The organism is Cytobacillus sp. Hm23, from assembly GCF_051842895.1.
Lineage (GTDB): Bacteria > Bacillota > Bacilli > Bacillales > SM2101 > Nanhaiella.
The window spans coordinates 107,297-133,997 of the sequence record NZ_JBPXRQ010000007.1 but is presented as its reverse complement, the minus strand read 5'-3'; the positions used below and the strand labels follow the sequence as shown (position 1 = coordinate 133,997).

The window sequence follows — 26,701 nt, the reverse complement described above, 5'->3', positions numbered from 1 at the left end:
GTTGAAACTACATGACCTTATGAATGAAATTCATTCTATAGATTCATATAAACGGTACGGAAAAGTAACGAGAGTTGTCGGTTTAATGATTGAATCAAAAGGTCCTGAAAGCTCAATAGGAGACGTTTGTTACATATACGTAGATTCAAACAAGAGCAATAAAATTATGGCTGAGGTCGTTGGATTTAGAGATGAATTTGTCGTGCTAATGCCATATACGAACGTCAACAGCATATCATCAGGCAGCATCGTGGAAGCAACGAAGAAACCTTTACAAATTAAAGTTGGCTCAGCATTAATAGGTAAAGTCCTTAATTCGCTAGGACATCCGTTAAATGGTGATGAATTACCGAAAGGCTTGTCCGCTGTAAAAGCAGAGCAACAGCCACCAAATCCAATGGATCGCCCTCCAATTGCGGAGGAAATGGCAGTAGGTGTAAAGGTCATAGATGGCTTACTAACTGTAGGAAAAGGGCAGCGCGTCGGTATTTTTGCAGGGTCTGGAGTTGGTAAAAGTACTTTAATGGGCATGATCGCGAGAAACACCAGCGCAGATATAAACATCATTGCACTTATAGGAGAGCGCGGTAGAGAGGTCCGTGAATTTATTGAGCGAGATCTTGGAGCTGAAGGTTTGAAGCGTTCTATCGTCATCGTATCAACCTCAGACCAGCCTGCTTTGATGAGAATAAAAGGAGCGTATACAGCAACAGCAATCGCTGAATATTTTCGAGATCGAGGTCTTGATGTCAACCTTATGATGGATTCAGTTACGCGTGTTGCAATGGCACAACGTGAAGTCGGATTAGCTATCGGTGAGCCACCTACAACGAAAGGGTATACGCCTTCAGTTTTTGCGATATTGCCAAAATTGCTAGAGAGAACAGGGACAAATAACGTAGGTACGATCACATCCTTTTATTCTGTTCTAGTTGACGGTGATGATATGAATGAACCTATCGCAGATGCTGTAAGAGGGATTTTAGACGGTCACTTCGTCTTAGATCGTAATCTCGCAAATAAAGGTCAGTTTCCTGCAATCAATATTCTAAAAAGTGTAAGTCGAGTCATGAATCAAATCGTACACTCAGAACACCGACTTGCTGCAGAACAATTTAGAGAATTATTATCAACGTATATAAACTCAGAGGATATTATCAATATAGGTGCATATAAACGTGGTTCCTCTAAGGAAATTGACAATGCGATAAGCTTTTATCCTAAACTAATTCAGTATTTGAAGCAAAATACAAGTGATAAAATTAGTAGTCAAGAAAGTGTGACGAGCTTACTTCGGTTAATAGAAAAAGGTGAATAGACATTATGAAATATACTTATAAATTTCATCACATCTTATCAATTAAGGAACACGAAAAAGATTCAACTTTAACAGAATATAACAGTGCTGTTCAACGTTTCGAAGAAGTAGGAAATAAATTGTACGAACTATTGAAGCAAAAGGAAGACTCACAGGCAAAACAAATAACAAAAATATCTTCAGGATTGTCTATCCAAGATATTCGACATCATCAACAACTCATTTCACATATTGATAAATCAATAAATATATATCAAAACTTAGTAGCTGAAGCGCGGCTACAAATGCAGATGAAAGAGAAAAAGCTTATTGAAGCAAATATTGAAATGAAAAAATATGAAAAAATGAAAGAAAAGGATTACGAAAACTTCCTTTTAACAAATAAAGCAATTGAAAATAATCTTATGAATGAAATTTCAATGCAGCAATTTCTAAAAGCGCAGGTGAACGGATAATGGCTACAAATTCTACAAAAAAAAAATCTAATTGGTTCCAACGGTTTCTTCTGTTTTTTGTAATCCCGTTCACCTTATTGTTAACCATTACACTCATCGTTCTTACATTGTTAGGAGTAAACGTCTTCCAAACTGCGAAACAATATACTGAACAAATTCTTTTCATGCCAACTACTGCTAGCACTGAACAGCAGCAAGAAGAATCACGAGAACAAATAATAGATTTACAGGAAATTATAGATAATCAAAAGGCAGAAATAGCTAATTTAACTAATAAAATGTCCGAAATACAACAAGAAGTTGAAGATTTAGAAGATGAAAATAGCAACTATAAATATAGGCTAGAAATGAAGGAAGAAGCAGAGATGGATGCGGAGAAATCTTTGAAGGATATCGTGAAAACATATGAAACGATGTCGGCAAAAAGTGCAGCTGCAGTTCTATCTGAAATGCAAGAGGTCGATGCATTCCCTATATTAGCTACTATGAAAAGTGATGAACGTGCTGCTATTTTTGCGAAAATGGACCCAGAGACCGCTGCTAAATTTACGAAGCTATTAACGTATGGGAGTAGTGATGTTTCTAGTACAGCTGATATTGCTGAATAATATGAGTGAGTTTTTTGGAAGGAGGTGAAAAAACGATGAACGTACAAATGCTTCAACCTGCACCGAAAAACACGATGGAAATAACAACACATTCAAATAACGTTGATGCCAATTCATTTAAGGACAAATTAGTAGGAGTTCTTAATAACAGTAATCAAGATGGAGCGATTGATGATCAAGCAGCAGTCTCTGGCGAAGCTATCACTTCTGATTTAGACGGAGAAGCTGCAATCGAGGAACTTATTAATATAGACATTGAGCAAGCTATACAGCAGCTTAATCAGTTATTAAGTGAGCTACAACCAAATGAAGATATAGCTCCGTTGCTAACAGATCTTGTACAAATCTTATCAACGATCCAAATGTCAGCTGAGTTGCAACATTTGGATGGCGAAACAATGACTGCTTTGAATACACAACTGGCAGCGTTCGTAGAAAATCATTCGCAAGTAGGACTTACGGACATGATCAATAAGGTAGATGATCCAGCTATCCTACGACAAAATGAGCATATAAAATCGAGCTTACAGCTACTAATGAATGTTCTTGAAGCAATGAAAATGAATGCTAGCATGAAAAATACGACAGAAGAGTCATTATTAAATGATGACGTTCTTGCTAAACTACAGCAATTAGTCGCTAACGTTGCAGGTAAGGCAACAACTGACTCCTCAAATAAACAAACTGAGACGACAAGTAACTTTGTGAACGGACAACCATTGCTACTTAGTCCCATTCGTCAGCCTGTTGTGAGGAGTTCAACACATCAAGCTACAACAAACAACGTTGCAGAAAGTGAATTATTGCTAGCAGGAATGACTGTTAAACAGCCAGTTGACATAATAACTAGCCCAGTTATTGCAACTGATGTACCACAAGGGCCAATGGATAAAATACAACAATATGTGCTGTTTGTTGACCAACCAACAAAACAGGTCAATCAAGAGCAATTTATTAAAGATTTTCAGAACATCTTAGCGAAAAGTAATTTGTCTTTTTTGAATGGCAATAAATCATTACAAATTAAGCTGTTTCCAGAGCATCTTGGAACATTACGCATAGAGCTATTACAAAGTGAAGCTGGCATGCTAGCCAAAATTATTACATCCTCTACTGCTGCGAAAGATTTAGTAGAATCACAGCTTCATAGCTTAAGGCAATCTTTTCAAGCTCAAAACATTCAAGTAGATAAATTAATTATTGCTAATCAACAAGAGCAACAATTTGAAAGGTTTCTTAATCGTGACTCTAACGATCGACAAGGCGGTCAGCAAAAGCAAGAGGATGACTCTAACGATAATGAGCATAATGAGCAAGCAATTTCTTTTGAGGAAGAATTACTTAATTTGCAAGTGTAGGTGATAAAAATGGTTAGTTCAATTCCATCAACTTATTCTTTAGCTACTTATGAGCAGGAACAGCGAAATACAGGCTCTAGTGCGCTAGGTAAGGATGAATTTTTAAAAATATTAATGACACAATTACAAAATCAAGATCCGTTGAACCCTATGGAAGATAAAGATTTTATAGCCCAAATGGCAACATTTTCTTCCTTAGAGCAAATGACAAACATGAACGATTCAATTGAAAGGTTAATCGAACAAACGATTCAAACAAATCTCGTTTCTTACCAACAATTTGTCGGTAAAGAAGTGCTGTATCATCAAGTAGTCGAGAATACTGAAGATACCGATGAACCAACGATTGTAGAAGGAACAGGCGTTATCAAATCCGTTCAATACAATGATGGAGAAGTGTCGTTTGAGTTAGAGGATGGTACTGTCATTAATACAGGGAATATATCTGGTATCAACAATACGACAAGTGATAATCAAATATTACAAGGCAGCGAGCTAATCGGCAAAACTGTAACTTGGATAGGTGAGGATGAAACCGAAATTACTTCAATCGTTCAGTCAGTATTGTTTAGCAACGGGCAAACAACTTATCAACTAGACGACGAAGACGGTACAACGATTTCTGCATCACAAATCATTAAAATTTCTAACTAATTTTGATCCTGTTCCTCTTATAACTTGGAGGTGAACAAGTGACACAACGAATTTTTCAGCCACATCCACAATACATACAACCAAGATCTAACAAAGCAACAACGGGTGGACATTCGTCTCATGCTAATTTTAAAATGCAATTAGCTTCAGCACTAGAAACGACTGATGCATTAAAAATTAGCAAGCATGCAAAGCAGCGGCTTGAACAACGTGGTATTTCAATAGAACCGAGTCAGCTACAACAAATGACTGCAAAGGTAAATGAGGCTAAGAAGATGGGTGTTCAAGACTCTCTTGTCCTATTTAATCATGCAGCGTTTATCGTAAGTGCTAAAAATAATACGATCGTCACTGCAATGGATCGTACTGAGGCATCATCACAAATATTTACGAACATTAACGGCACGATCATTATGGATTAATTGGCTGGACCGAATGCGGAGGCCAAAGGTTGTGGAATGACAGAAGCAACCAACTATCGAAAGGAGCAACGAACTATGCTACGATCAATGTATTCAGGAATTAGTGGAATGCGTAATTTCCAAACGAAACTTGATGTAATAGGAAATAACATTGCTAACGTTAACACTTACGGCTTCAAAAAAGGTCGTGTTACATTCAAGGACACGATGAACCAAACGATTTCAGGTGCCACTGCTTCAACTGATAACCGTGGTGGCCAAAATCCGATGCAAGTCGGCTTAGGTGCAACGATCGCTACGATCGACACGATTCATACACAATCTAGCTTGCAAACAACTGGGCGTTCGCTAGACTTAGCGATCGATGGTGACGGCTACTTTATCGTTAACCAAGGTGATGCACAGTTTTATACACGTGCCGGTAACTTCTATTTAGATGACAACGGTACGCTCGTAACTGGTGAAGGCTTTAAAGTTCAAGCATATGATGAAACGGGTACACTCGGAGATGTCGCAGTAAATGTAAATGCGGTGTCACCTGCTGTAGAAACGACACAAATAAGTTTCTCAGAAAACCTGTCAAGCAGCGCAGCGAAAGGTTTTATATATAACCAACAAATCAAAGTAATTGATGATGCAGGTCAGCCTCATACAGTAGATGTGTATTTTCAAAAGACTGATGATGATGAGTGGGATGTTTATATTAATGAAGAGCCACCAGCCGATTTAAGTAATCCACCTAATCCTGCTCCTACAAAAGTAGATACAATATTTTTTGATAGCACAACAGGAGAATTTGATTCAGCGGATGCAGGAGGTCCTTGGGAATTTGACCATGATGGGGATGGGACTAGTGGAACGCCAACTATTGATATAGAACTAGATTTCTCAGCCCTAACCCAATTCGATGACTCTACTACTGCGTTAGCTAATCCAGATGGTAATACTGAAGGAGTTCTAGAAAGCTTCAATATCGGTGCTGGTGGGGAAATTAATGGTGTGTATTCAAATGGTTTAGTTAATCCGTTAGGGACGCTTGCGATTGCAAAGTTTAGTAACCCTGCTGGCTTAACGAAGTCGGGTAATAACTTATTCCAAGAGTCTATTAACTCCGGTACTGCAAATGTAGATATGCCTGGTGAAGGGCGTGGACTCATTGCTTCTGGTAGATTAGAAATGTCCAATGTTGACCTCTCAGAAGAGTTTACAGAAATGATCGTTGCTCAGCGTGGGTTCCAAGCGAATACACGTATTATTACAACGTCTGATGAGATTTTGCAAGAGCTCGTTAATCTGAAGCGTTAATATAACAAAGGGGGAATGGCAAGTAGGTTCCGAGGTTAATAGCAGTTAGGAATCTACTTGCCGATACATATGATCACTGTTACGAGGCTGAATGGCAAGCAACATACGTTGAACGCCATTTATATTCTTCAAATTGAAGCATTTCCAGATACGACAATCACGTTAACAGATGGCAAGAAATTCGTTGTCAAAGAAAGCGTGGATGAAGTAAAAGCACAAGTTGAACAGTTTTATAAAAGGATTACATTAATTGGATCCCATCACGATCTGGAGGGTGAGGATTGTGGGTAAAAACAAATGGTATATATTTCTGATTGTAATGCTAGCAATACTAGCCATCATAGGTTCAATATTAATATATATTCTACTAGATAGTAGAAATGCCAACGCAGAAGAGCCACCGACGATAGATGAAATTATAGTTAATTCAGTAGACATAGCTGATATTACAACGAATTTATTGGATCATGGCTTTATAAGGGTGTCATTTAAAGTTGAAACAGATGGTAAGGATGCGAAAAAAGAGCTAGAAAAACGTGATTTTCAAGTACGTAATATTATGATTCAAGAGCTTTCTGAAATGAAGGCAGAGCAATTTGATGGAAAACAAGGGAAAATAGCACTTCAGGATAAATTGCTGACACAAATGAATGAAATTATGCAAGATGGAACAATACAGAATGTTTATATTACCTCCTTTCTCCTCCAGTAAGCTAGTTCAACGTTGACTTGAACACCGAGGACACAGGGGGAGCCTGGACTCAACCTGATTGAATAACTATCAATAATGGTAGGGGAAACCCTGAACAATCAATGAACTGTTTGACATCAAAGGCAGGGTTAGAGGCAAGATGGAGGTGAAGAAATTTGTCAGGAGAAGTTTTATCGCAAAATGAAATAGATGCCTTATTATCTGCTATTTCAACAGGTGAGATGAATGCAGAAGAATTAAAGAAAGAAGAGGCAGAAAAAAAAGTCAAAGTATATGATTTCAAAAGAGCATTGCGTTTTTCAAAAGACCAAATTCGTAGTTTAACTAGAATTCATGAAAACTTTGCTAGGCTGTTAACTACCTATTTCTCTGCACAATTACGGACATATGTACAGATTTCGGTTGCATCTGCAGATCAAATTCCGTATGAAGAGTTTATCCGTTCAATACCGAAAATGACCGTCTTAAACGTATTTGAAGTTCCACCGCTTGACGGTAGAATTCTTATTGAAGTAAATCCTAACATCGCTTATTCGATGGTAGATAGAGTATTAGGTGGTAGAGGTATAAGTGTCAATAAAGTTGATAATTTAACAGAAATTGAAACAAGTATTATGACGAATCTCTTTGATAAAGTAGGAGAAAATTTACGTGAAGCTTGGAGTACGATCGAAGAAATTGATCCGATATTAGCTGATTTTGAGGTGAACCCTCAGTTTTTACAAATGGTTTCACCAAATGAAACAGTAGTTGTCATCTCTTTAAACACTCAAATTGGTGAAACGAGCGGCATGATTAATATTTGTTTTCCACATGTCGTATTAGAACCTATCATTCCAAAACTGTCTGTTCATTATTGGATGCAAACTGAGAAGAAAGAGCGCGAGCCTGAAGAAATAGAAGCTTTGCAAAAACGAATCAAAAGAGCTGTTTTACCAGTGACTGCTGAGCTAGGGACATCAGAAATATCAATAGCAGATTTTTTGAACCTAGACGTAGGAGATGTCATTCAATTAAATCAACAAATCGACCAACCGTTAACGATCAAAGTGAATGAAACACCAAAGTTTCTTGGACAACCAGGAAAAGCTGGCAATAAACAAGCAATACAAGTAATTGACCAAGTGAAAGGGGGAGACGAAGATGGTAAGTGATGACATGCTATCACAAGATGAAATAGAAGCATTATTGAATGGAACAGTAGACCTAACTAGCGAAGAGGAGGACCAAACTCCCCCTGTTGAACAATTTTTATCAACCATTGAGCAAGATGCTCTAGGGGAAATTGGAAATATTTCATTTGGTAGTTCTGCAACAGCACTTTCAACACTATTAAATAACAAGGTGGAAATAACAACTCCTACTGTATCAGTTGTGCTTAAAAGAAAATTGGAAGAGGAATTTCCTCAACCATACGTTGCGATTCAAGTAAATTATACAGCAGGTTTTTCTGGAGCAAATTTATTAGTTATTAAGAAGCATGATGCAGCAGTTATTTCAGATATTATGTTAGGCGGAGATGGACTTAATCCGAATGAAGAAATTGGTGATCTTCAATTAAGCGCTGTTCAAGAAGCAATGAATCAAATGATGGGCAGTGCAGCGACATCAATGTCAACAATTTTTAATAAAAAGGTCGATATTTCGCCGCCGAGTATTGATATACTGGATATCAAGGAAGGTAATGGAACAAATAAAATTCCTGAAGATGATAGTCTCATAAAAATCTCCTTTAAACTAAAAATAGGTGAGATTATTGACTCTAGTATTATGCAGCTTCTTCCAGTCTCTTTTGCGAAAGAACTAGTGAAAGGGTTACTAGAGCCTGAACAAAATGAGATGAGTCATCCGAGTTCAAATACACAAAATGATTCATCTGCAGTGACTCAAGCAGCACACCATGCTGAATTACAGGGAAGTCCGATGCATCAAACTGCAAAAGAAGTCGCTGCAACAGCAGTCATGGAAGGGGTTGGACAAGCAGTGAGAGATCGTACAACGCCACAATACATTGGGGCTGGTGTAAACAGGTCATCTCAAATGCAGCCAACAAATGTACAACCAGCTGTATTCTCAAACTTTGAACCTGTCCATTTAACAGAAGCAGAGTCAAGCAATCTAGATATGCTATTAGATATCCCATTAAAGGTTACAGTTGAATTAGGCCGTACGAAAAGGACAGTAAAGGAAATTCTTGATATGTCATCTGGATCTATTATCGAACTTGATAAACTAGCAGGTGAGCCAGTTGATATTTTAATTAATCAAAAGAAAATCGCACAAGGTGAAGTAGTTGTAATTGAAGAAAACTTTGGCGTTAGAGTAACAGATATTGTTAGTCAGACTGATCGTATTAACAAAATGCGATAATTTACATGGAGGTATGAGAAAAATATGAGCCATAAGATTTTGATCGTTGATGATGCAGCATTTATGAGAATGATGATAAAAGATATATTAACTAAGAACGGATTTGAAGTAGTTGGTGAGGCTGCTGATGGTGTTCAAGCGATTGAAAAATTTAGGGAATTCCAACCTGATCTTATAACGATGGACATTACGATGCCAGAAATGGATGGAATTACTGCGTTAAAAGAAATTAAGAAGTTAAATTCAAATGCCAAGATTATTATGTGTTCAGCGATGGGACAACAGGCAATGGTAATAGATGCTATTCAAGCGGGAGCCAAGGATTTTATCGTTAAACCTTTCCAAGCAGATCGTGTGTTAGAAGCTATTAATAAAACATTAAGTTAAAAGAGGTTTTCTATTTTGCAACAAACAAAAATACTATTTATAGCATTCATGATTTTCATACTCTCTGTTCCGCTACAAGCTTCGATAGCTTATGCGGAACAGGATCAAGAAAATAATACTGTAGCAGAAGCTGTGAATAAAGGTCTACTTAATGAAAGTAATAATATAGAGGATACTCAAATAGATGATGAAATTCCAAATTCTGTTGGGGTTTGGGATTTAATGAAAATGATTTTTGCTACGATATTCGTCCTTATATTAATCTATTTACTTATTAAATTTGTAAATAAAAAGAGCAGTATACAAAGCAATTTACGCTATGTTGAAAACTTAGGTGGAACGAGCTTAGGTTCCAACCGCTCTGTTCAACTCATAAAAGTCGGAAAACGTATTTTAGTAGTAGGCGTAGGTGAAGACATTCAATTATTACGCGAAATAGATAATGAGCATGAAGTGCAACAAATCGTAGACGACCATCATAATAAACTAAACCAAATGGTGCAGCCAGCCCATTTAGTTAAGAAACTAATATCGTCTCGTCATAATAAGCAACATGAAGATGATGAAAATTTCGCCAGCGTGCTTAAATCACAGTTGGATGAGCTATCTGTAGAAAGAAAACGTGTTTTACATGAGCAAGATAAAGAAAGGGACTAGAATGAATGAATGAGTTTATGGAGTTTTTCAATTCGAGTGATCCCCAAAATGTGTCAACGACAGTCAAAATGCTACTTTTATTGACAGTCCTTTCTTTAGCTCCTAGTATTTTAGTATTAATGACGAGCTTTACTAGAATTGTCATCGTATTATCGTTTGTAAGGACATCGTTAGGAACACAGCAAATGCCGCCAAACCAAATAATCATTGGCTTGTCATTGTTTTTAACATTTTTTGTGATGGCGCCAACGTTTCAAGAGGTGAATGATCAGGCGTTGACTCCTTTGTTTAATGAGGAGATTAATCTTGAAGAAGCGTATGAGCGGGCAAGTATTCCGATGAAAGAATATATGAGTAATCATACGAGACAAAAAGATTTAGCCCTGTTTTTGTCATATGGTGAATATGACAGTCCATCAACTATCGAAGATATTCCTTTGACAGCATTAGTACCGGCTTTTGCGATTAGTGAGTTAAAAACAGCATTTCAAATTGGCTTTATGATTTTTGTACCTTTTTTAGTTATTGATATGGTTGTAGCAAGTATTTTAATGTCAATGGGGATGATGATGCTACCACCAGTTATGATTGCATTACCGTTTAAAATATTGTTGTTCGTACTCGTAGATGGCTGGAATCTTGTAGTTAAATCATTATTAACAAGCTTTGGATAGGAGAACGAGACATGAATGCTCAAACTGTTATTTCACTTGCTGAAACAGGTGTATATACGGTATTGATAGTTGCTGGTCCACTGTTGTTATTAGCATTAGGGGTTGGGTTAGCTGTTAGTATCTTTCAAGCTACAACACAAATTCAAGAGCAAACCTTAGCTTTTATACCGAAAATTGTCGCAGTTTTTATTGGTTTAGTTATATTTGGTCCTTGGATGTTATCAAGAATGATCAGCTATACTTTTGATATATTTAATAATTTGCATAAGTTTGTAGGTTAAATATGAATGATATAATAAATTACTTTCCAATGTTCTTATTAATCCTTGTAAGAGTCACAGCTTTTTTCGTTACGATACCTATTTTTTCTTATCGTAATATTCCGTCAACACATAAGATTGGACTTGCTGTTTTTCTAGCATGGATGATGTTATTTACAATTGATCCTGTTGTTATAACAATAGATGAAATGTTTATCTTACTAATTATGAAAGAAGTATTAATTGGGCTCTTAATCGGATTTACCGCCCAAATTCTCTTTGCAGCTATCCAAATAGCTGGTGGATTTATTGATTTTCAAATGGGATTTGCGATTGCTAATGTCATTGATCCTCAAACTGGGATACAAAGTCCATTGATTGGACAATATTTACATACGTTTGCATTACTATTTTTACTATCCGTTGATGCACATCATTTATTACTTGATGGCATTTTTTATAGCTACGAATTTATACCGATTGATCAACCTTGGATTCCTTTTGGAGACACTGGATTTAGCAACTTTTTAATTAAGACGTTAAGTATAATGTTCATTATTGCATTTCAAATGGCACTCCCAATTGTTGGATCACTCTTTTTAGTAGATGTAGCTTTAGGAATTATGGCAAGAACGATGCCTCAGCTCAATATTTTTGTAGTGGGAATTCCGATCAAAATTATCGTGAGCTTAGTGATGCTAATTGTCGTAATGGCATCATTTATTTATTTAGTTAGGGACTTATTTGAGAATATATTAGTTACTTTAAGAACCTTGATGAAAATATTAGGAGGAGTGTAATTTGTCTTTTTTACGATTAGATCTTCAGTTTTTTGCTGGGGAAAAAACTGAAAAAGCGACTCCGAAGAAACGTCAAGAGTCAAGGAAGAAAGGTCAAGTAGCGAAGAGTCAAGATGTTAATACGGCCATTGTATTATTCGTTGTATTTCTATTTTTTTGGTTTAGCGGCCCATTCATGATGGAAAAATTAGTAGATATATTTATTACTAGTTTCCAAGATTATCTACTTGTCGGTGCTACAGAAAGTAATATTTATGACATCTTTTTAGCGTTATTAATAGATATGTCGTTAATCATGGCTCCAATCATGCTTGCTGCGATGATCGGAGGGGTAGCGGCAAATTACTCACAAGTAGGATTTTTATTCTCAGCTGAGCCGATTAAATTTAAATTAGAAAAAATCAATCCAATCAAAGGGGCTAAACGAATTTTTTCAATGCGAGCGATCGTTGAATTGTTGAAATCGATTCTAAAAATTTCGTTAGTTGCTGGGGTTACTTTCTTTATACTATGGCTTAATTGGGGTCAAGTAGAAATGCTTTCGCAAATAAGTGTTGGTGCTTCGTTGTCTTTTCTCGCAAAATTAGTTTTTCAAATGGGCTTAGCAGCAGCTATTGTCCTTTTGTTCTTAGCAATCATCGATTATTTATATCAAAAGTATGATTTTGAGAAAAGTATTCGAATGTCGAAGCAAGATATTAAAGATGAATATAAAAATATCGAAGGTGATCCTCAAATCAAGTCAAAAATTAAACAAAAGCAACGTGAAATGGCGATGCAACGAATGATGCAAGAGGTACCAAATGCCGACGTAGTCATCACAAACCCAACACACTTTGCCGTCGCATTAAAATATGACGAATCAAAAATGGATGCTCCATATGTTGTTGCTAGTGGAGTGGACTTTATAGCACAAAAAATCAAGTCAATAGCTAAAAAACATGATGTCATAATGATTGAAAATCGACCACTAGCGAGGGCGCTATATGATCAAACAGAAATTGGTCAAGCCATTCCAGATGAATATTTCAAAGCTGTTGCTGAAATTTTAGCTTATGTTTATCGCTTGAAAAATAAAGTATAGCTTTGTTGAATAAATGAATGTCAAATGGATCATCAGAACGGTTGAAGAGTATGGTAAGAGGCTTATCAGCAAAATTTGAACAGCATATGTAAGGAGAGAATGTCATATGAGAGCAAGAGATTTACCAGTTATTATCGGAGTCGTACTTATTATTATTATGTTAGTTATCCCGTTACCTACGTGGTTATTAAGCGTCTTAATCATGTTAAATATTTCTCTTGCCTTATTAGTCCTCCTCGTATCAATGAATATGAAGGAGGCACTTCAGCTTTCTGTGTTTCCATCACTGTTGCTAGTATTAACACTTTTTCGACTTGGGTTAAACGTGTCAACAACCCGCTCAATTTTAGGAAATGCCGATGCTGGTCAAGTAGTAGAAACGTTCGGTAATTTTGTTGTTGGTGGAAATGTTTTAGTTGGTTTTGTCGTATTTGTTATCCTCATTATTATTCAATTTATAGTAATTACAAAAGGAGCTGAGCGTGTTTCAGAGGTTGCAGCTCGTTTTACATTAGATGCGATGCCTGGTAAACAAATGAGCATTGATGCTGATTTGAATGCAGGTCTTATTTCCGAAAAAGATGCTACAGCTCGCCGAGAAAAAATACAGCGTGAGGCTGATTTTTATGGTGCGATGGATGGGGCTAGTAAATTTGTTAAAGGAGATGCGATTGCAGGAATCGTTATTACGTTAATCAACATTATTTTTGGGATGATTATTGGTGTTATACAAATGGACATGAACATCTCTGAAGCATCGAGTACTTATGTGCTATTGTCTGTGGGCGACGGCTTAGTGAGTCAAATCCCAGCTTTAATGATCTCAACTGCAACAGGTATTATCGTTACGAGGGCAGCATCTGAAGGGAATTTAAGTGAGGATATAACAGGTCAGTTATTTGCTTATCCGAAAATGTTATATATAGTCGGTGCAACGATTGCTAGTTTTGGTGTTTTTACAACGATGTCACTAACATTAACTTTACCGATTGCTGCATTACTCATCATTGGTGGATTTATGATTAGTCAATCGCAAAAAGCCTCAATTGAAGTTGAAGAAGAACTTGAAGAAGAAGTAGAAACAGAGGAAATGAAAAGTCCTGATAGTGTCGTAAGCTTACTCAATGTTGATCCGATTGAATTTGAGTTCGGTTATGGCTTAATTCCTTTGGCTGATACAAAACAAGGTGGGGACTTATTAGATCGTATTGTCATGATTAGAAGGCAGTTGGCGATTGAGCTTGGCCTTGTTATTCCAGTCGTTAGAATTCGAGACAATATTCAGTTACAACCGAATGAATATCGATTAAAAATAAAAGGGAACGAAGTGGCAAAGGGAGAGCTATTGCTCGACCATTATTTAGCGATGAGTCCTGGAGTAGATGATCCATCTGTTGAAGGAATCGATACAATTGAACCATCATTTGGTTTACCTGCAAAATGGATTTCTGAAGACATGAGGGAAAAAGCTGAAATGCTTGGATATACTGTTGTCGATCCAGCGTCAGTTGTCTCTACACATATTACTGAATTAATTAAATCAAATGCACATGAATTATTAGGTCGTCAAGAAACGAAACAGCTCGTTGAACATTTGAAGGAGTCATATCCAATACTTATTGAAGAGGTTACACCGAATCCTTTAGCTATAGGGGATATCCAAAAAGTGTTAGCGAAATTATTAAAAGAAAATGTTTCAATCCGAAACTTACCGGTCATATTCGAAACATTAGCTGATTTTGGTAAAATGACATCCGACACAGAACTATTGACAGAGTATGTAAGGCAATCACTTGCACGCCAAATTACTGCACAATTTGTCGCTAACGGAGATATGTTAAAAGTGATCACATTATCAGGTGCTGTTGAAAAAGTTATTGCGGATAGCATTCAACAGACCGAGCACGGGAATTATTTATCTCTTGCTCCTGATTCATCAGAAGCAATAACGAATAGTGTGGTGCAAAATATTGAACTACAGCATTTTCAAGATCAATCACCAATTTTGCTATGTTCACCTGCCGTTAGAATGTATATGAAACAAATCATCGAAAGACTACTTCCGCACGTCCCGGTGTTATCCTATAATGAACTTGATGGAAGTGTAGAAGTTCAAAGTGTTGGGGTGGTGAACATGCGATGAAAATAAAAAAATATTTAGCACCTTCTATGTCTGAAGCAATGAAAAAAATACGTCATGAATTAGGAAGCGATGCAGTCATTCTTAATTCTAAAGTTGTTCAGAAGGGAGGATTCCTTGGTTTCTTTTCAAAAAAACAGTTTGAAGTTATTGCTGTTCAAGACCCAGAGCCTTTTTCTCACGAACAACAAGTAGTGAGCAAGAAACAGAGCATACAAGGTTCGAAAGGAAATGAAATGTCGCAGCGCGAGCTTCATTTGCCAAATGAGACAGCAGCCACACAACAAGCTGACGACGTTTTAACCGAATTAAAAGATATAAAAGTATTAATGGAAAACTTAAATATCGATATTCATACAAATTTTGAGAAATATCCAGATCCATTGAAGCAAATTAACGAAAGATTAGTCGTTCAAGAATTATCCGACTCATTACGCTTGAAAATTATGGATGAACTATTAGCGAAATGGCATACAAATTCTAATAGAGATAACGATGTGAACTTTTTGAGCTGGACGAAGCAATGTATCATCGAAAGAATAACTTCATTTAACTATGGAGGTGTCAGCTTTTCGAAAAAGTTTGTCAATGTAGTAGGACCAACTGGTGTTGGGAAAACGACCACCTTGGCTAAATTAGCTGCACAATGTGTACTAAATGATAAGAAAAAAGTGGCCTTTATAACTACTGATACATACCGAATTGCAGCAATTGAACAATTAAAAACATATGCGAAAATATTAGATGTCCCAATTGAAGTTTGTTACAATATTGACGATTTTCAACGTGCTAAGGATAAATTTGATCACTATGATGTCGTCTTTGTAGATACAGCTGGCAGGAATTTTTTGAACCAACAATATGTAGAGGATCTTAAAGAAATAATAGATTTTAATGAGGACGTTGAAACGTTTCTTGTCTTATCACTCACATCAAAATTTACTGATATGAAGCAAATTTATAAGCAATTTTCAATGATTCAAATCGATCAGTTTATTTTTACAAAAGAAGATGAGACATCAACCTACGGTTCTATGCTTAATCTGATCGACCATTTCCAAATTGGTGTAGCTTATATTACGAATGGTCAAAATGTACCGGATGATATTAAAACAGCTTCACCGCAATTAATCGGCCAAATTATTCTTGGAGAAGAAACCAATGTTTAAGGATCAAGCAGAAAGCTTACGTGTACAAATGGAACGTCAACAAACCAACACCTCTGCTAAGACGATCGCAGTTATAAGCGGTAAGGGTGGTGTTGGTAAATCCAATATTTCCTTAAACTTTGCTTTGACTTTAGCTAGGCAGGAAAAAAAAGTACTTATTTTTGATATGGATATTGGTATGGGGAATATCGATATTTTAATGGGCTTATCTTCAAAACATACAATCTTGGATGTCTTTCGCAATGACATTACTATCGATCAAATTATTACTAAAGGACCAGAGAATTTATCCTATATAGCAGGAGGTTCTGGGTTAAATCACGTGTTTAAGCTAGATTCTAAAAAAGTTCATATGATTATTCAGCATATGCAAAGCTTAATAGACAAATATGATTATGTCATATTTGATATGGGAGCGGGCATGACCGAGGAAAATTTATTACTAATACGAGCGGTAAACGAAGTGTTTGTCGTTACGACTCCAGAGCCTACTTCAATTATGGATGCATATGCTGCAATTAAGTATATTATTTTGAAAGATCCAACGATGCCACTATTCTTAATAGTTAATAAAACTCAGTCACAACATGAAGGAAACCATACAACTCAGAGAATTACCAATGTCATGAAACGGTTCTTAAATAAAGATATAAAGATACTAGGACAAATACCTGAGGACAAGCAAATTACAAAAGCAGTAAGCCGACAAACCCCATTTTTATTATATGCTCCAAAAGCTAGTGCCAGTAGAAATATTCAACAAGTTGCAAGTACGTATATGTCATTTTCAAAGAATATAAAACAAAACTCAACAACTCATTCATTTATGTCGAGATTACGGAAATTTTTAATAGAAAGGTAGGTACCACCGTGAAAAAAGTAAAAGTTCTTATCGTAGATGACTCAGCATTCATGAGAAAGTTGATTTCAGAATTTTTAAAAGAAGATCATCAGATTGAAGTTGTAGGAACTGCTCGAAACGGTGAGGATGCACTGGTCAAAATTAAACAACTTAATCCTGACGTAGTAACGATGGATGTGGAAATGCCCACTATGGATGGGTTAGAGGCTCTAAAGAAAATAATGAAGTTGAACCCATTACCGGTCATCATGTTATCAAGCACGACTAACGAAGGAACTGATAATACTATTGTTGCGATGCAATATGGAGCTATTGACTTCATTACGAAACCTTCTGGTGGCATTTCTTTAGACCTTCATAAAGTTAAGGACGAAATAGTCTCGAAAGTGCTACTAGCTAGCAAAGTAAATATGAAAAATTTCCAAATTCCGACTGAAAAAGCAAAAACTATTACTTCATCATTAGCAGAATATAGTAAAATAGAACCAAGATTCAATTCCCGCTTGAGCAGTAACAGCTCAGTGAAGACGAATAAAAAAATATTATGCATCGGTACGTCCACGGGAGGACCGAGAGCTTTACAAAAAGTATTGCAAGGGTTGCCTAAAAATATTAATGTACCGATTATCGTTGTACAGCATATGCCAGCAGGATTTACGAAATCACTAGCATTACGTCTTAATTCCCTGTGCGATATATGTGTTAAGGAGGGCGAGAATGGCGAAATAATTCAAAATGGTACTGCTTATATTGCACCAGGAGGCTCTCATTTGAAGGTGAAGAAGGTAGGTACTTCGTTAGTTATACAAATAGATCAATCAGAGGTTAAGAATGGTCATCGACCTTCTGTAGATGTAATGCTTGAATCAGTTAGTGACATTTCAGGATATATGAAAATTGCAATCATTATGACAGGAATGGGTTCAGATGGTACTGAAGGGTTAAAGAAATTAAAGTCAAGCGGCAATGTGAAAGCTATAGCAGAATCTCAAGAAACTTCAATTGTTTTTGGTATGCCTAAGTCGGCAATAGCTGCAAATGTCATAGACGATGTTGCAGATCTAGGTGATATAGCGCCAACCGCCTTAAAATATATTTATTAATAAACTCTATAACAAAATGTATATGTATTTAGAATGGGATATTAATTGAAAAGCTCAAACTAAGAACGGAGAGGTTTATAAACCCTTCAAGTACGTTTGCATTAAGGAGGACAAAAAGAGGAGGGAAATGCAACTTACGGCTACTTTCATAAAACTGTCACGTATTGTTACACAGTGGAGTAACCGAATGCAAAGTCATTTTTCTCGGACTTACTGAATGTCCTAGTCTAAAATCCGAATAAGGGGTGTGTATGTTATGGATATGAATCAGTATTTAGATGTATTTATTGATGAAAGTAAAGAGCATTTACAAACAGTAAATCAACAATTATTAGAATTAGAAAAAAATCCAGATAATTTAACGATAGTTAATGAAATCTTCCGTTCAGCTCATACATTAAAAGGCATGTCAGCAACGATGGGTTTTGAAGATTTAGCTAGCTTAACACATCAAATGGAGAACGTTCTTGATGGAATGAGGAATGAAAAGATTTTCGTAACACCTGAAGTATTAGATGTTGTATTCGCTGCGGTGGATGATCTTGAAACGATGGTTATCTCTATAGCTGAAGGTGGAGATGGTAAACACGATGTTACTGCGGTGGTAAATCAATTAAAACAAATTGAAGAGGGGCACCCTTTAACACAAACTGTAGCTGAAGCAGCCGTTACAATACAAGAAGACGTAGTGAATGATAGTCAAACAGTCGTGGAATATGACGAATTTGAATATACTGTGATCCAGCAATCGAAAGAACAGGGGTTTGAAGGCTTTGAGATAAACATCACTCTACGAGAAGATTGTTTATTGAAGGCAGCTCGCGTTTTTATGATTTTCGAAGTGTTGGAGCAAATTGGAGAAATCATAAAGTCTATCCCTAGCGTAGAGCTATTAGAAGATGAAAAGTTTGAGAATGAATTTACTATAGCCTTTGTGTCTAAAGAACCTAAGGAAGAAATACATAATCGTATAATGAAAGTATCGGAAATAGCTAATATTGATATTAAAGCTCTTAATTTAGAAAGTATGAGGCAAGGAGAAGCAGAATTAGAAGTAGAAAAAGAGTTAACACCAACGATTCAAGAAGATGAAATTACTATAGATGAACCTATTGAAAATCAACTACATAATAATGATAAGAAACTTGCTAGTAAAAAGAGTGCAACTGCGTCAAACAAGACGATTCGTGTCAATATTGAACGCTTAGATATACTTATGAATTTGTTTGAAGAACTTGTCATTGATAGAGGACGACTTGAGCAAATTTCACAAGATTTAAATAATAGTGAGCTTCATGAAACTGTAGAACGAATGTCTAGAATATCTGGTGATTTACAAAATATCATTTTGAATATGAGAATGATACCTGTTGAGACGGTTTTTAACCGCTTTCCTAGGATGGTTAGGCAACTCGCAAGAGACTTAGGTAAATCTATTAACATTGAAATCATGGGTGCTGAAACAGAACTAGACAGGACTGTAATTGATGAAATTGGTGACCCTCTCGTCCATCTCATCCGCAATGCTATAGATCATGGCATTGAATTACCTGCTGAACGTTTAAAGCAAGGCAAAAGCGAAGAAGGCACAGTGAAATTAAAAGCATACCATAGTGGTAACCATGTATTTATTGAAATTGAAGATGATGGTGCAGGAATTAGTCGTGACAAAGTATTAAATAAAGCTATTAAAAATGGTGTCATTACTAAGCAAAATGCCGTTACTTTGACAGATAAACAAGTATATGAACTTATCTTTTCATCTGGTTTTTCTACCGCAGACAAAATTTCTGATGTTTCAGGCCGCGGAGTAGGGCTAGATGTGGTGAAAAACACGATTGAGTCACTTGGTGGTTCTGTGACGATTGATTCGATAGAAGGGCAAGGGTCTATATTCTCGATCCAATTACCTTTAACATTGTCTATCATTTCAGTCATGTTAGTAGAAATCCAACAAGAGAAATATGCTATCCCTCTTTCTTCAATTATTGAAACTGCGATTGTTAAAAAAGATGATATTTTGAATGCTCATAACCAGAAGGTCATTGATTTCCGTGGAAAAGTAGTTCCTTTATTATTTTTAAAAGATATTTTTCAAGTGCCAGCTTCAATAGATGAAGATGAATACTTATCAATTGTTATTGTTAGAAAGGGTGAAAAACTGGCTGGCTTAGTAGTCGATTCATTCATAGGACAACAAGAAGTCGTATTAAAATCCTTAGGCAATTATTTAACTTCAGTATTTGCTATATCAGGTGCGACCATTTTAGGAGATGGCCAAGTTGCTCTAATTGTTGATTGTAATGCTCTTATAAAATAGATGACAAAGGGAGGTCATGATCGTGACAGGAGGAACAGTAACAGAACAAAAAGTCATCGTTTTTCAATTGAAAGATGAGGAGTATGGAATTCCAGTAGACCAAGTTCGTTCAATAGAAAAGGTTCAACACATTACACGCGTCCCAGGGACGAGTGATTATGTGAAAGGTGTTATTAATTTACGTGGCGTTGTAACCCCGATTATTGATTTACGTAATAGATTTGGAATAATGACAACTGACTATTCAGATAGCACGAGAATTATTATCGTAGCGCTTGAGGATATTGAAGTAGGCTTAATTGTTGATTCTGCTAATGATGTCATTGATATTCCATATGAATCGATTGAACCACCACCTGAAGTAGTCGGTGTTATAAAAGCAGAATATCTAAAAGGGATATCAAAGGTTGCTAATAGATTACTAATTTTGCTTGACCTTTCTGAGGTACTCAATATTAATCTTATCGATGCAGAAAAACTGGATAGGTGATTATATGACTTTCATTGAAAAGTTTAATCGTACACATCTAGATATTTTAAAGGAAATTGGAAACATCGGTGCTGGTCATTCTGCTACAGCCCTTTCTAAGCTTCTAAATAAGAAAATTGAGATGAATATTCCTGAGGTAAGAATTGTATCCTTCGATGAAATGATGGATTTAGCTGGAGGTTCTGACAATGTTGTTGCCAGTGTCTTTTTACAGATTGAAGGTGACGCACCCGGTACGATGTTTTTCCTTCTCCCACTTGAACAAGCTTCTTTGTTAGTTCAACAGTGGACAGGCTTGAGCAATTTTACGTTCGAAGGCCCGCCTTATGATCAACTAGCCTTGTCAGCTTTGGAAGAGTTAGGGAACATCTTGTCTAGTTCTTATCTATCTTCATTATCTGATTTTACGAAGTTGAATATGTATCCGTCAGTGCCGCAAATTAGCATTGATCTTGTTGGAGCAATTATAAGTGTAGGTTTAATACAATTATCTCAAGTAAGTGACTATGCGATAGTCATAGACACAAGTGTCATAGAGTCAGATCAATCCATTCTTGAAGGTGTGAAAGGACATATATTTTTACTTCCTGATCCAAATTCTTTTACGAAGCTTTTTCATGCCCTGGGGGTATCAGGGCATGAATGAAGCATTATCTGTTGTAAAAGTGGGTATTGCAGATATGAATATTGTAAGAGGCCCCAATATCATAAGGACATCAGGGTTAGGTTCTTGTGTTGGAGTAGTTATATACGACAGATTCAAAGATATTGCAGGTTTAGCACATGTGATGCTACCTGATTCCTCCTTGGCTAAAGCAGGGGCGCTTAATAAAGCTAAATATGCGGACACGGCAATTGAAGTACTTATTGATCAACTTATTATGCAAGGTGCATCTAAATATCATTTGCTAGCAAAAATAGCTGGTGGAGCACAAATGTTCCAATTTACTAAAGGAAATGATCTTATGAGAATTGGAAACCGCAATGTTGAAGCTGTGAAGCAGTATTTATATACGGAAAAAATCAATATTGAATCAGAAGATGTTGGTGGGAATAGTGGTAGGACAATTGAATTTAGTCCTCAAAGCCGTCTCTTAACAATAAGAACAGTTAATCAAGGTATTATTATTATATAAAAGTTATTTTGCGTATAAATCACGTTCATTTTAGCTGTAAAAACAAAAGAATCACATAACACATGCGTTTATGGACTTCTCTAATAATCTAGCAACAACAATAGATGTAAAGGCCAATCTATTTTGACGTGAGGACAAATGAATCTATAGATTCTATTCATTCGGTTTAAGGGATTTGCCCCCCTACTCAATCGGAGGAATCTTTTTAATCTAAGCTTTGTTGCTATTTTCCTTAAACTTGGAGATAAAATTTGTCGTTTTTTACATCAGCCATCGTTTTATCATAAACAGGATGACCTGAAAGATAGGTAAGTAACAGACAATGCGAAAGCAGCCTTTACATAAATGGAGAAGACTCTCCATCTGGTTCATCAATGTTCAAGTTTACTTGAACGAGTTCATTACAAGGAGGATAATAATGGCGCTCAAGCTAGAAAGTGAGGATCAGTTACTCTGGGAGAAGTGGATACAAACTCGTGATGAAAATGCTGGGAATGCACTTGTAAAAAAATATATGCCGCTCGTAATGTATCATGTTCAACGGATAGCTGTAGGGTTACCGAAGACAGTTAATCTAGATGATGTGAAAAGTTATGGTTTATTTGGGCTTTTTGATGCATTGGAAAAGTTCGACACTTCACGAGATTTGAAATTTGATACGTATGCATCATTTCGAATTAAAGGTGCTATACTTGACGGGCTTAGAAAAGAAGATTGGATGTCACGAAGTGCAAGAGAAAAGGCTAAAAAGCTAGAAGCAACTACTCAACAACTTGAACAAAAGTTGTTAAGAAACGTAACAGCTGATGAAATTGCTAATGAGTTGGATATTAGCGTAACTGAAGTATATTCTACGATCCAGGAAGGCTTTTTTGCTAATGTATTATCTATGGATGAGCATAACAAAGAATCGGAAGAAAAAGATCCAATTGCGTATACAATCGTTGATAAAAAATCAATCATCCCTGAAGAACAATTATTAAAAAATGAGTTAGTTAGTCAATTGGTAGATGTTCTTAAGGAATTAAATGAAAAAGAACAACTTGTTATCAGTTTGTTCTATAAAGAAGAATTAACATTAACAGAAATTGGAGAAGTAATGGGATTATCAACATCAAGAATATCACAAATCCATTCAAAAGCACTATTTAAGTTAAAGGATATATTAACAAAGATATTTTCGTAAGTCTCTTTGCGCAAACTTTGTGGCTATTTTCACTAATATTTGAGTAGCTGATGTGTATAAATTGATTTTTATAGTTTTTAGAGAAGAGAAGATGCCCCGAAATTCTAGTTTACGAAAACAACAAACAATGCGAAAGTAGCCTTCTAAACTTTGTTGCTATTGTTTTTAACATAGTACAATAAAGTGAGGTTATAGGATTATCCTCTTTTTTAAAAAAGTATAAAGATGTGAAGGATGTATTTGTGTCTATTTATCTGAGTATGAATAAAAATAATTAATGCGTAAGCTGCCTTTATGTAACATTCAAAACCAATGATAAAACACCGCAGATCATAATCCTTTGAGAAGGAAGTGATAAATTATGAGTTTAAAATTAGTTGAACTACAAGTTGCACTTCCAAGAACGCAAGACATCGGAAAAATACAAGAACAGCTTGAGCAGCGAGGACAACATATGCAAGAGCAACTCGCAATTGGTATTCAAGAAGAAGAAAAGCGTAAAAGAAAGCAAGTAAATAACAAGAATAAAAATGAAAAGGCTGAACTTACAAATGGTAATAATGACGCAGAATTTCAGCAATCAAAAACGAAAGAAAACGAGGAAAAAGAACTTACAAAAGATGAACAGCACCCATATAAAGGAAACACCATTGATTATAAAGGATAGATTACGATGAATCCATTGTTAGCAATATTATATTTTTTATTATTAGCTGTAGCATTTTGGCTAATTATTATCCTCTATTTGAGACTATCAAGGTTACACGAAGTTGAAAAAAAACAGGAAAGAATGATTAAAGACCTTGAAAGTGTTATAGCAAGCTTTGTTGTCGAGATGAAAGAACAAAATGATCAATTTCTAAATCGAGTCCAAGCAGTTAAGTCAGAAGAACAACCTTCATCGCCAACTGCGGGTGAGCCTACTTTAACTAACGAAGTCCAGCAATATGTTGACAATCAGACTAACATGAAGGTGAATAACGTTAAAATAGAACAAGGAAATTCACCCATCTACGATATTGATACGTTATCAAATGAGGATATAAAAGATTTACTTCCTGACTATCGTAATAATGGCTATGAAAATGTAAAGCAAACCAACAGAAATGATATTAAATCTCATAATCAAGAGCCAGTAATGGGTGGCGAAAAGAAACAAACTTTCAAAGACAAAGTATTGGATTTAAGAAGTCAAGGGTATGGTATTGAAGAGATTGCCAAACAATTAAATAAGGGTAAAACAGAAATAGAACTTCTTCTAAAATTTAACGAAAACTAATATTTAAACTTGATTGTATGCTATGAATATGTTATATTTTTTTTTGGTGTTAATACACACGGTTGCTGATTTAAACAATGGTGCTGTTATTATTAAGTTATAACAGATTTGTTTGAAAATGAAGCAAGCGGAGGCAAAAACCATTTTAGGAGGAAAATACATGTCAGTCATTTCAATGAAACAACTATTAGAAGCTGGTGTTCATTTCGGTCATCAAACACGCCGTTGGAACCCAAAAATGAAGCGTTACATCTTTACTGAGCGTAACGGAATTTATATTATTGATCTTCAAAAAACAGTTAAAAAGGTTGAAGAAGCGTACAACTTTGTTAAGGAAGTCGCTGGTAACGGTGGTAAAATCCTTTTCGTTGGAACGAAAAAACAAGCTCAAGATTCAGTTAAAGAAGAAGCTGAACGTTCAGGTATGTACTATGTAAACCAACGTTGGTTAGGTGGAACGTTGACTAACTTCTCAACAATTCAAAAGCGTGTTAATCGTTTAAAAGATATCGAAAGAATGGAAGAAGACGGTACTTTCGATGTTTTACCTAAAAAAGAAGTTGTACAACTTAAAAAAGAACAAGAGCGCTTAGAAAAATTCTTAGGCGGTATTAAAGAAATGAAGGGTCTTCCGGATGCTATTTTTGTCATCGACCCACGTAAAGAGCGTATTGCAGTTGCAGAAGCTCATAAATTAAACATTCCTCTTGTTGGAATCGTTGATACAAACTGTGATCCAGACGAAATTGATTACGTAATTCCAGCAAACGATGATGCAATTCGTGCTGTTAAATTGTTAACATCTAAAATGGCTGATGCAATTTTAGAAGCAAAACAAGGTGAAGAAACTTCAGCTTAAGTAAAATTTTTACAAAAGGTGATAAGAGGGATTTGCCTTCTATCGCCTTTTTTTGAGAAAATACACAAGTTATCTACATCATTGAGTTAATACTATAAGCGAGTAGAACATCTTATTAATATTTAAACTATGATACATATATAAGGAGGAATTTTCATAATGGCTATTACTGCACAAATGGTAAAAGAACTTCGTCAAAAAACTGGCGCAGGAATGATGGATTGTAAAAAAGCGTTAACAGAAACAGATGGTGATATGGAAAAAGCAATTGACTTTTTACGTGAAAAAGGTATTGCTAAAGCTGCGAAAAAGGCAGATCGTATTGCTGCAGAAGGTTCTGCATATATTGAAGTATCAGGGAATGAAGCTGTCATCCTAGAAGTAAATTCAGAGACAGATTTTGTTGCGAAGAATGAAGGGTTCCAAACGTTAATTAAAGAATTAGCTCAACATTTATTGGCTAACAAGCCAAGCACGGTTGAAGAAGCTCATGAACAAAAAATGGACAACGGAACGACTGTTCAAGAGTACATCAATGCTGCAATTGCAAAAATTGGTGAAAAACTGACTTTACGTCGTTTTGAAATTGTTACAAAAACTGATAATGATGCTTTTGGTGCATACCTTCATATGGGAGGCAGAATTGGAGTATTATCTTTATTAGAAGGAACTACTGATGAAGCGACTGCTAAAGATGTTTCTATGCATATCGCTGCGATCAAACCAAAATATGTTTCACGTGATCAAGTTTCTCAAGATGAAGTAGAACGTGAGCGTGAAGTTCTGACTCAACAAGCATTAAACGAAGGAAAGCCAGAAAAAATCGTTGCAAAAATGGTTGAAGGACGCCTAAGCAAATACTTTGAAGATATTTGTTTAGTAGATCAATCATTCGTTAAAAACCCTGATTTAAAAGTAAAACAGTTTGTTGAAGCTAAAGGAGCTACTGTAAAAAGTTTTGTACGCTTTGAAGTTGGAGAAGGAATTGAGAAGCGTCAAGAAAACTTCGCTGAAGAAGTTATGAGCCAAGTGAAAAAGTAAGCACCAAATTTTAGCTAAAATAGTGGGAGCACAAGTGTGTTCCCTTTTTTTA

30 protein-coding genes are annotated in these 26,701 nt (G+C 35.9%); all 30 read left to right on the top strand.

Going from position 1 to position 26,701, the window contains the following annotated elements; translation table 11 throughout:
* The first annotated feature begins 19 nt into the window (after window positions 1-19).
* Window positions 20-1,318, top strand: a complete 1,299-nt coding sequence (gene fliI / locus ACSVDA_RS06040; RefSeq protein ID WP_485881671.1) for a flagellar protein export ATPase FliI — start codon at window positions 20-22, stop codon at window positions 1,316-1,318.
* A 5-nt stretch (window positions 1,319-1,323) separates the two neighbouring features.
* The gene (gene fliJ / locus ACSVDA_RS06035; RefSeq protein ID WP_320208691.1) at window positions 1,324-1,773 is read left to right on the top strand and encodes a flagellar export protein FliJ; all 450 of its coding nucleotides are present in this window, start codon (window positions 1,324-1,326) and stop codon (window positions 1,771-1,773) included.
* Window positions 1,773-2,381, top strand: a complete 609-nt coding sequence (locus tag ACSVDA_RS06030; protein ID WP_485881670.1) for a MotE family protein — start codon at window positions 1,773-1,775, stop codon at window positions 2,379-2,381. Before fliJ ends, ACSVDA_RS06030 begins: the two co-directional genes overlap by 1 nt.
* A gap of 35 nt (window positions 2,382-2,416) precedes the next feature.
* A complete protein-coding gene (locus ACSVDA_RS06025) occupies window positions 2,417-3,739 on the top strand; it encodes a flagellar hook-length control protein FliK (RefSeq protein WP_485881668.1) in 1,323 nt (440 codons plus the stop codon).
* A 9-nt stretch (window positions 3,740-3,748) separates the two neighbouring features.
* The gene (gene flgD / locus ACSVDA_RS06020; protein WP_485881666.1) at window positions 3,749-4,393 is read left to right on the top strand and encodes a flagellar hook assembly protein FlgD; all 645 of its coding nucleotides are present in this window, start codon (window positions 3,749-3,751) and stop codon (window positions 4,391-4,393) included.
* Between the two features lie 38 nt (window positions 4,394-4,431).
* The gene (locus ACSVDA_RS06015) at window positions 4,432-4,815 is read left to right on the top strand and encodes a TIGR02530 family flagellar biosynthesis protein (protein ID WP_485881664.1); all 384 of its coding nucleotides are present in this window, start codon (window positions 4,432-4,434) and stop codon (window positions 4,813-4,815) included.
* Between the two features lie 75 nt (window positions 4,816-4,890).
* Complete coding sequence (flgF, locus tag ACSVDA_RS06010; RefSeq protein WP_485881746.1) at window positions 4,891-6,120, top strand: flagellar basal-body rod protein FlgF; 1,230 nt, start codon at window positions 4,891-4,893, stop codon at window positions 6,118-6,120.
* A 69-nt stretch (window positions 6,121-6,189) separates the two neighbouring features.
* Window positions 6,190-6,411, top strand: coding sequence for a flagellar FlbD family protein (locus ACSVDA_RS06005; protein ID WP_320208799.1), 222 nt, complete (start codon window positions 6,190-6,192; stop codon window positions 6,409-6,411).
* Window positions 6,404-6,832: a flagellar basal body-associated protein FliL gene (gene fliL, locus ACSVDA_RS06000; protein ID WP_485881662.1), complete on the top strand. Its 429-nt coding sequence runs from the start codon at window positions 6,404-6,406 to the stop codon at window positions 6,830-6,832. The genes ACSVDA_RS06005 and fliL overlap by 8 nt, the downstream gene beginning before the upstream one ends.
* A gap of 155 nt (window positions 6,833-6,987) precedes the next feature.
* Window positions 6,988-7,986, top strand: coding sequence for a flagellar motor switch protein FliM (fliM, locus tag ACSVDA_RS05995; protein ID WP_485881660.1), 999 nt, complete (start codon window positions 6,988-6,990; stop codon window positions 7,984-7,986).
* Window positions 7,976-9,202 (top strand): flagellar motor switch phosphatase FliY, encoded by a 1,227-nt coding sequence (fliY, locus tag ACSVDA_RS05990; RefSeq protein WP_485881658.1) that lies wholly within the window; start codon window positions 7,976-7,978, stop codon window positions 9,200-9,202. Before fliM ends, fliY begins: the two co-directional genes overlap by 11 nt.
* A gap of 24 nt (window positions 9,203-9,226) precedes the next feature.
* Complete coding sequence (locus ACSVDA_RS05985; protein WP_485881657.1) at window positions 9,227-9,589, top strand: response regulator; 363 nt, start codon at window positions 9,227-9,229, stop codon at window positions 9,587-9,589.
* 15 nt (window positions 9,590-9,604) lie between these two features.
* A complete protein-coding gene (locus ACSVDA_RS05980; protein ID WP_485881655.1) occupies window positions 9,605-10,246 on the top strand; it encodes a flagellar biosynthetic protein FliO in 642 nt (213 codons plus the stop codon).
* Between the two features lie 5 nt (window positions 10,247-10,251).
* Complete coding sequence (gene fliP, locus ACSVDA_RS05975; RefSeq protein ID WP_320208702.1) at window positions 10,252-10,920, top strand: flagellar type III secretion system pore protein FliP; 669 nt, start codon at window positions 10,252-10,254, stop codon at window positions 10,918-10,920.
* Window positions 10,921-10,931: 11 nt separating this feature from the next.
* The gene (gene fliQ / locus ACSVDA_RS05970) at window positions 10,932-11,201 is read left to right on the top strand and encodes a flagellar biosynthesis protein FliQ (RefSeq protein ID WP_485881653.1); all 270 of its coding nucleotides are present in this window, start codon (window positions 10,932-10,934) and stop codon (window positions 11,199-11,201) included.
* A gap of 2 nt (window positions 11,202-11,203) precedes the next feature.
* On the top strand, window positions 11,204-11,980 hold the full coding sequence (gene fliR, locus ACSVDA_RS05965; RefSeq protein WP_485881651.1) for a flagellar biosynthetic protein FliR: 777 nt from the start codon (window positions 11,204-11,206) through the stop codon (window positions 11,978-11,980).
* Window position 11,981: 1 nt separating this feature from the next.
* A complete protein-coding gene (flhB, locus tag ACSVDA_RS05960) occupies window positions 11,982-13,064 on the top strand; it encodes a flagellar biosynthesis protein FlhB (RefSeq protein WP_485881649.1) in 1,083 nt (360 codons plus the stop codon).
* 106 nt (window positions 13,065-13,170) lie between these two features.
* Window positions 13,171-15,207: a flagellar biosynthesis protein FlhA gene (gene flhA, locus ACSVDA_RS05955; protein ID WP_485881647.1), complete on the top strand. Its 2,037-nt coding sequence runs from the start codon at window positions 13,171-13,173 to the stop codon at window positions 15,205-15,207.
* A complete protein-coding gene (flhF, locus tag ACSVDA_RS05950) occupies window positions 15,204-16,373 on the top strand; it encodes a flagellar biosynthesis GTPase FlhF (RefSeq protein ID WP_485881645.1) in 1,170 nt (389 codons plus the stop codon). Before flhA ends, flhF begins: the two co-directional genes overlap by 4 nt.
* Window positions 16,366-17,235: a MinD/ParA family protein gene (locus tag ACSVDA_RS05945; RefSeq protein WP_485881644.1), complete on the top strand. Its 870-nt coding sequence runs from the start codon at window positions 16,366-16,368 to the stop codon at window positions 17,233-17,235. Before flhF ends, ACSVDA_RS05945 begins: the two co-directional genes overlap by 8 nt.
* 8 nt (window positions 17,236-17,243) lie before the next feature.
* On the top strand, window positions 17,244-18,338 hold the full coding sequence (locus ACSVDA_RS05940; RefSeq protein WP_485881642.1) for a protein-glutamate methylesterase/protein-glutamine glutaminase: 1,095 nt from the start codon (window positions 17,244-17,246) through the stop codon (window positions 18,336-18,338).
* Between the two features lie 256 nt (window positions 18,339-18,594).
* Window positions 18,595-20,658: a chemotaxis protein CheW gene (locus tag ACSVDA_RS05935; RefSeq protein ID WP_485881640.1), complete on the top strand. Its 2,064-nt coding sequence runs from the start codon at window positions 18,595-18,597 to the stop codon at window positions 20,656-20,658.
* A gap of 22 nt (window positions 20,659-20,680) precedes the next feature.
* Complete coding sequence (locus ACSVDA_RS05930; RefSeq protein WP_485881638.1) at window positions 20,681-21,148, top strand: chemotaxis protein CheW; 468 nt, start codon at window positions 20,681-20,683, stop codon at window positions 21,146-21,148.
* A gap of 4 nt (window positions 21,149-21,152) precedes the next feature.
* Window positions 21,153-21,794: a chemotaxis protein CheC gene (locus ACSVDA_RS05925; protein ID WP_485881745.1), complete on the top strand. Its 642-nt coding sequence runs from the start codon at window positions 21,153-21,155 to the stop codon at window positions 21,792-21,794.
* Window positions 21,787-22,284, top strand: coding sequence for a chemotaxis protein CheD (locus ACSVDA_RS05920; RefSeq protein WP_320208713.1), 498 nt, complete (start codon window positions 21,787-21,789; stop codon window positions 22,282-22,284). The genes ACSVDA_RS05925 and ACSVDA_RS05920 overlap by 8 nt, the downstream gene beginning before the upstream one ends.
* 418 nt (window positions 22,285-22,702) lie before the next feature.
* The gene (locus ACSVDA_RS05915; protein ID WP_485881636.1) at window positions 22,703-23,470 is read left to right on the top strand and encodes a FliA/WhiG family RNA polymerase sigma factor; all 768 of its coding nucleotides are present in this window, start codon (window positions 22,703-22,705) and stop codon (window positions 23,468-23,470) included.
* A gap of 361 nt (window positions 23,471-23,831) precedes the next feature.
* Window positions 23,832-24,137, top strand: coding sequence for a hypothetical protein (locus ACSVDA_RS05910; RefSeq protein WP_485881635.1), 306 nt, complete (start codon window positions 23,832-23,834; stop codon window positions 24,135-24,137).
* Between the two features lie 6 nt (window positions 24,138-24,143).
* On the top strand, window positions 24,144-24,749 hold the full coding sequence (locus tag ACSVDA_RS05905) for a hypothetical protein (protein WP_485881633.1): 606 nt from the start codon (window positions 24,144-24,146) through the stop codon (window positions 24,747-24,749).
* A 160-nt stretch (window positions 24,750-24,909) separates the two neighbouring features.
* Window positions 24,910-25,608, top strand: a complete 699-nt coding sequence (gene rpsB, locus ACSVDA_RS05900) for a 30S ribosomal protein S2 (RefSeq protein WP_320208717.1) — start codon at window positions 24,910-24,912, stop codon at window positions 25,606-25,608.
* A 159-nt stretch (window positions 25,609-25,767) separates the two neighbouring features.
* Window positions 25,768-26,649 carry a translation elongation factor Ts gene (tsf, locus tag ACSVDA_RS05895; protein ID WP_485881631.1) on the top strand — a complete coding sequence of 294 codons (882 nt, stop codon included), beginning with the start codon at window positions 25,768-25,770 and terminating at the stop codon, window positions 26,647-26,649.
* Window positions 26,650-26,701: the final 52 nt, after the last annotated feature.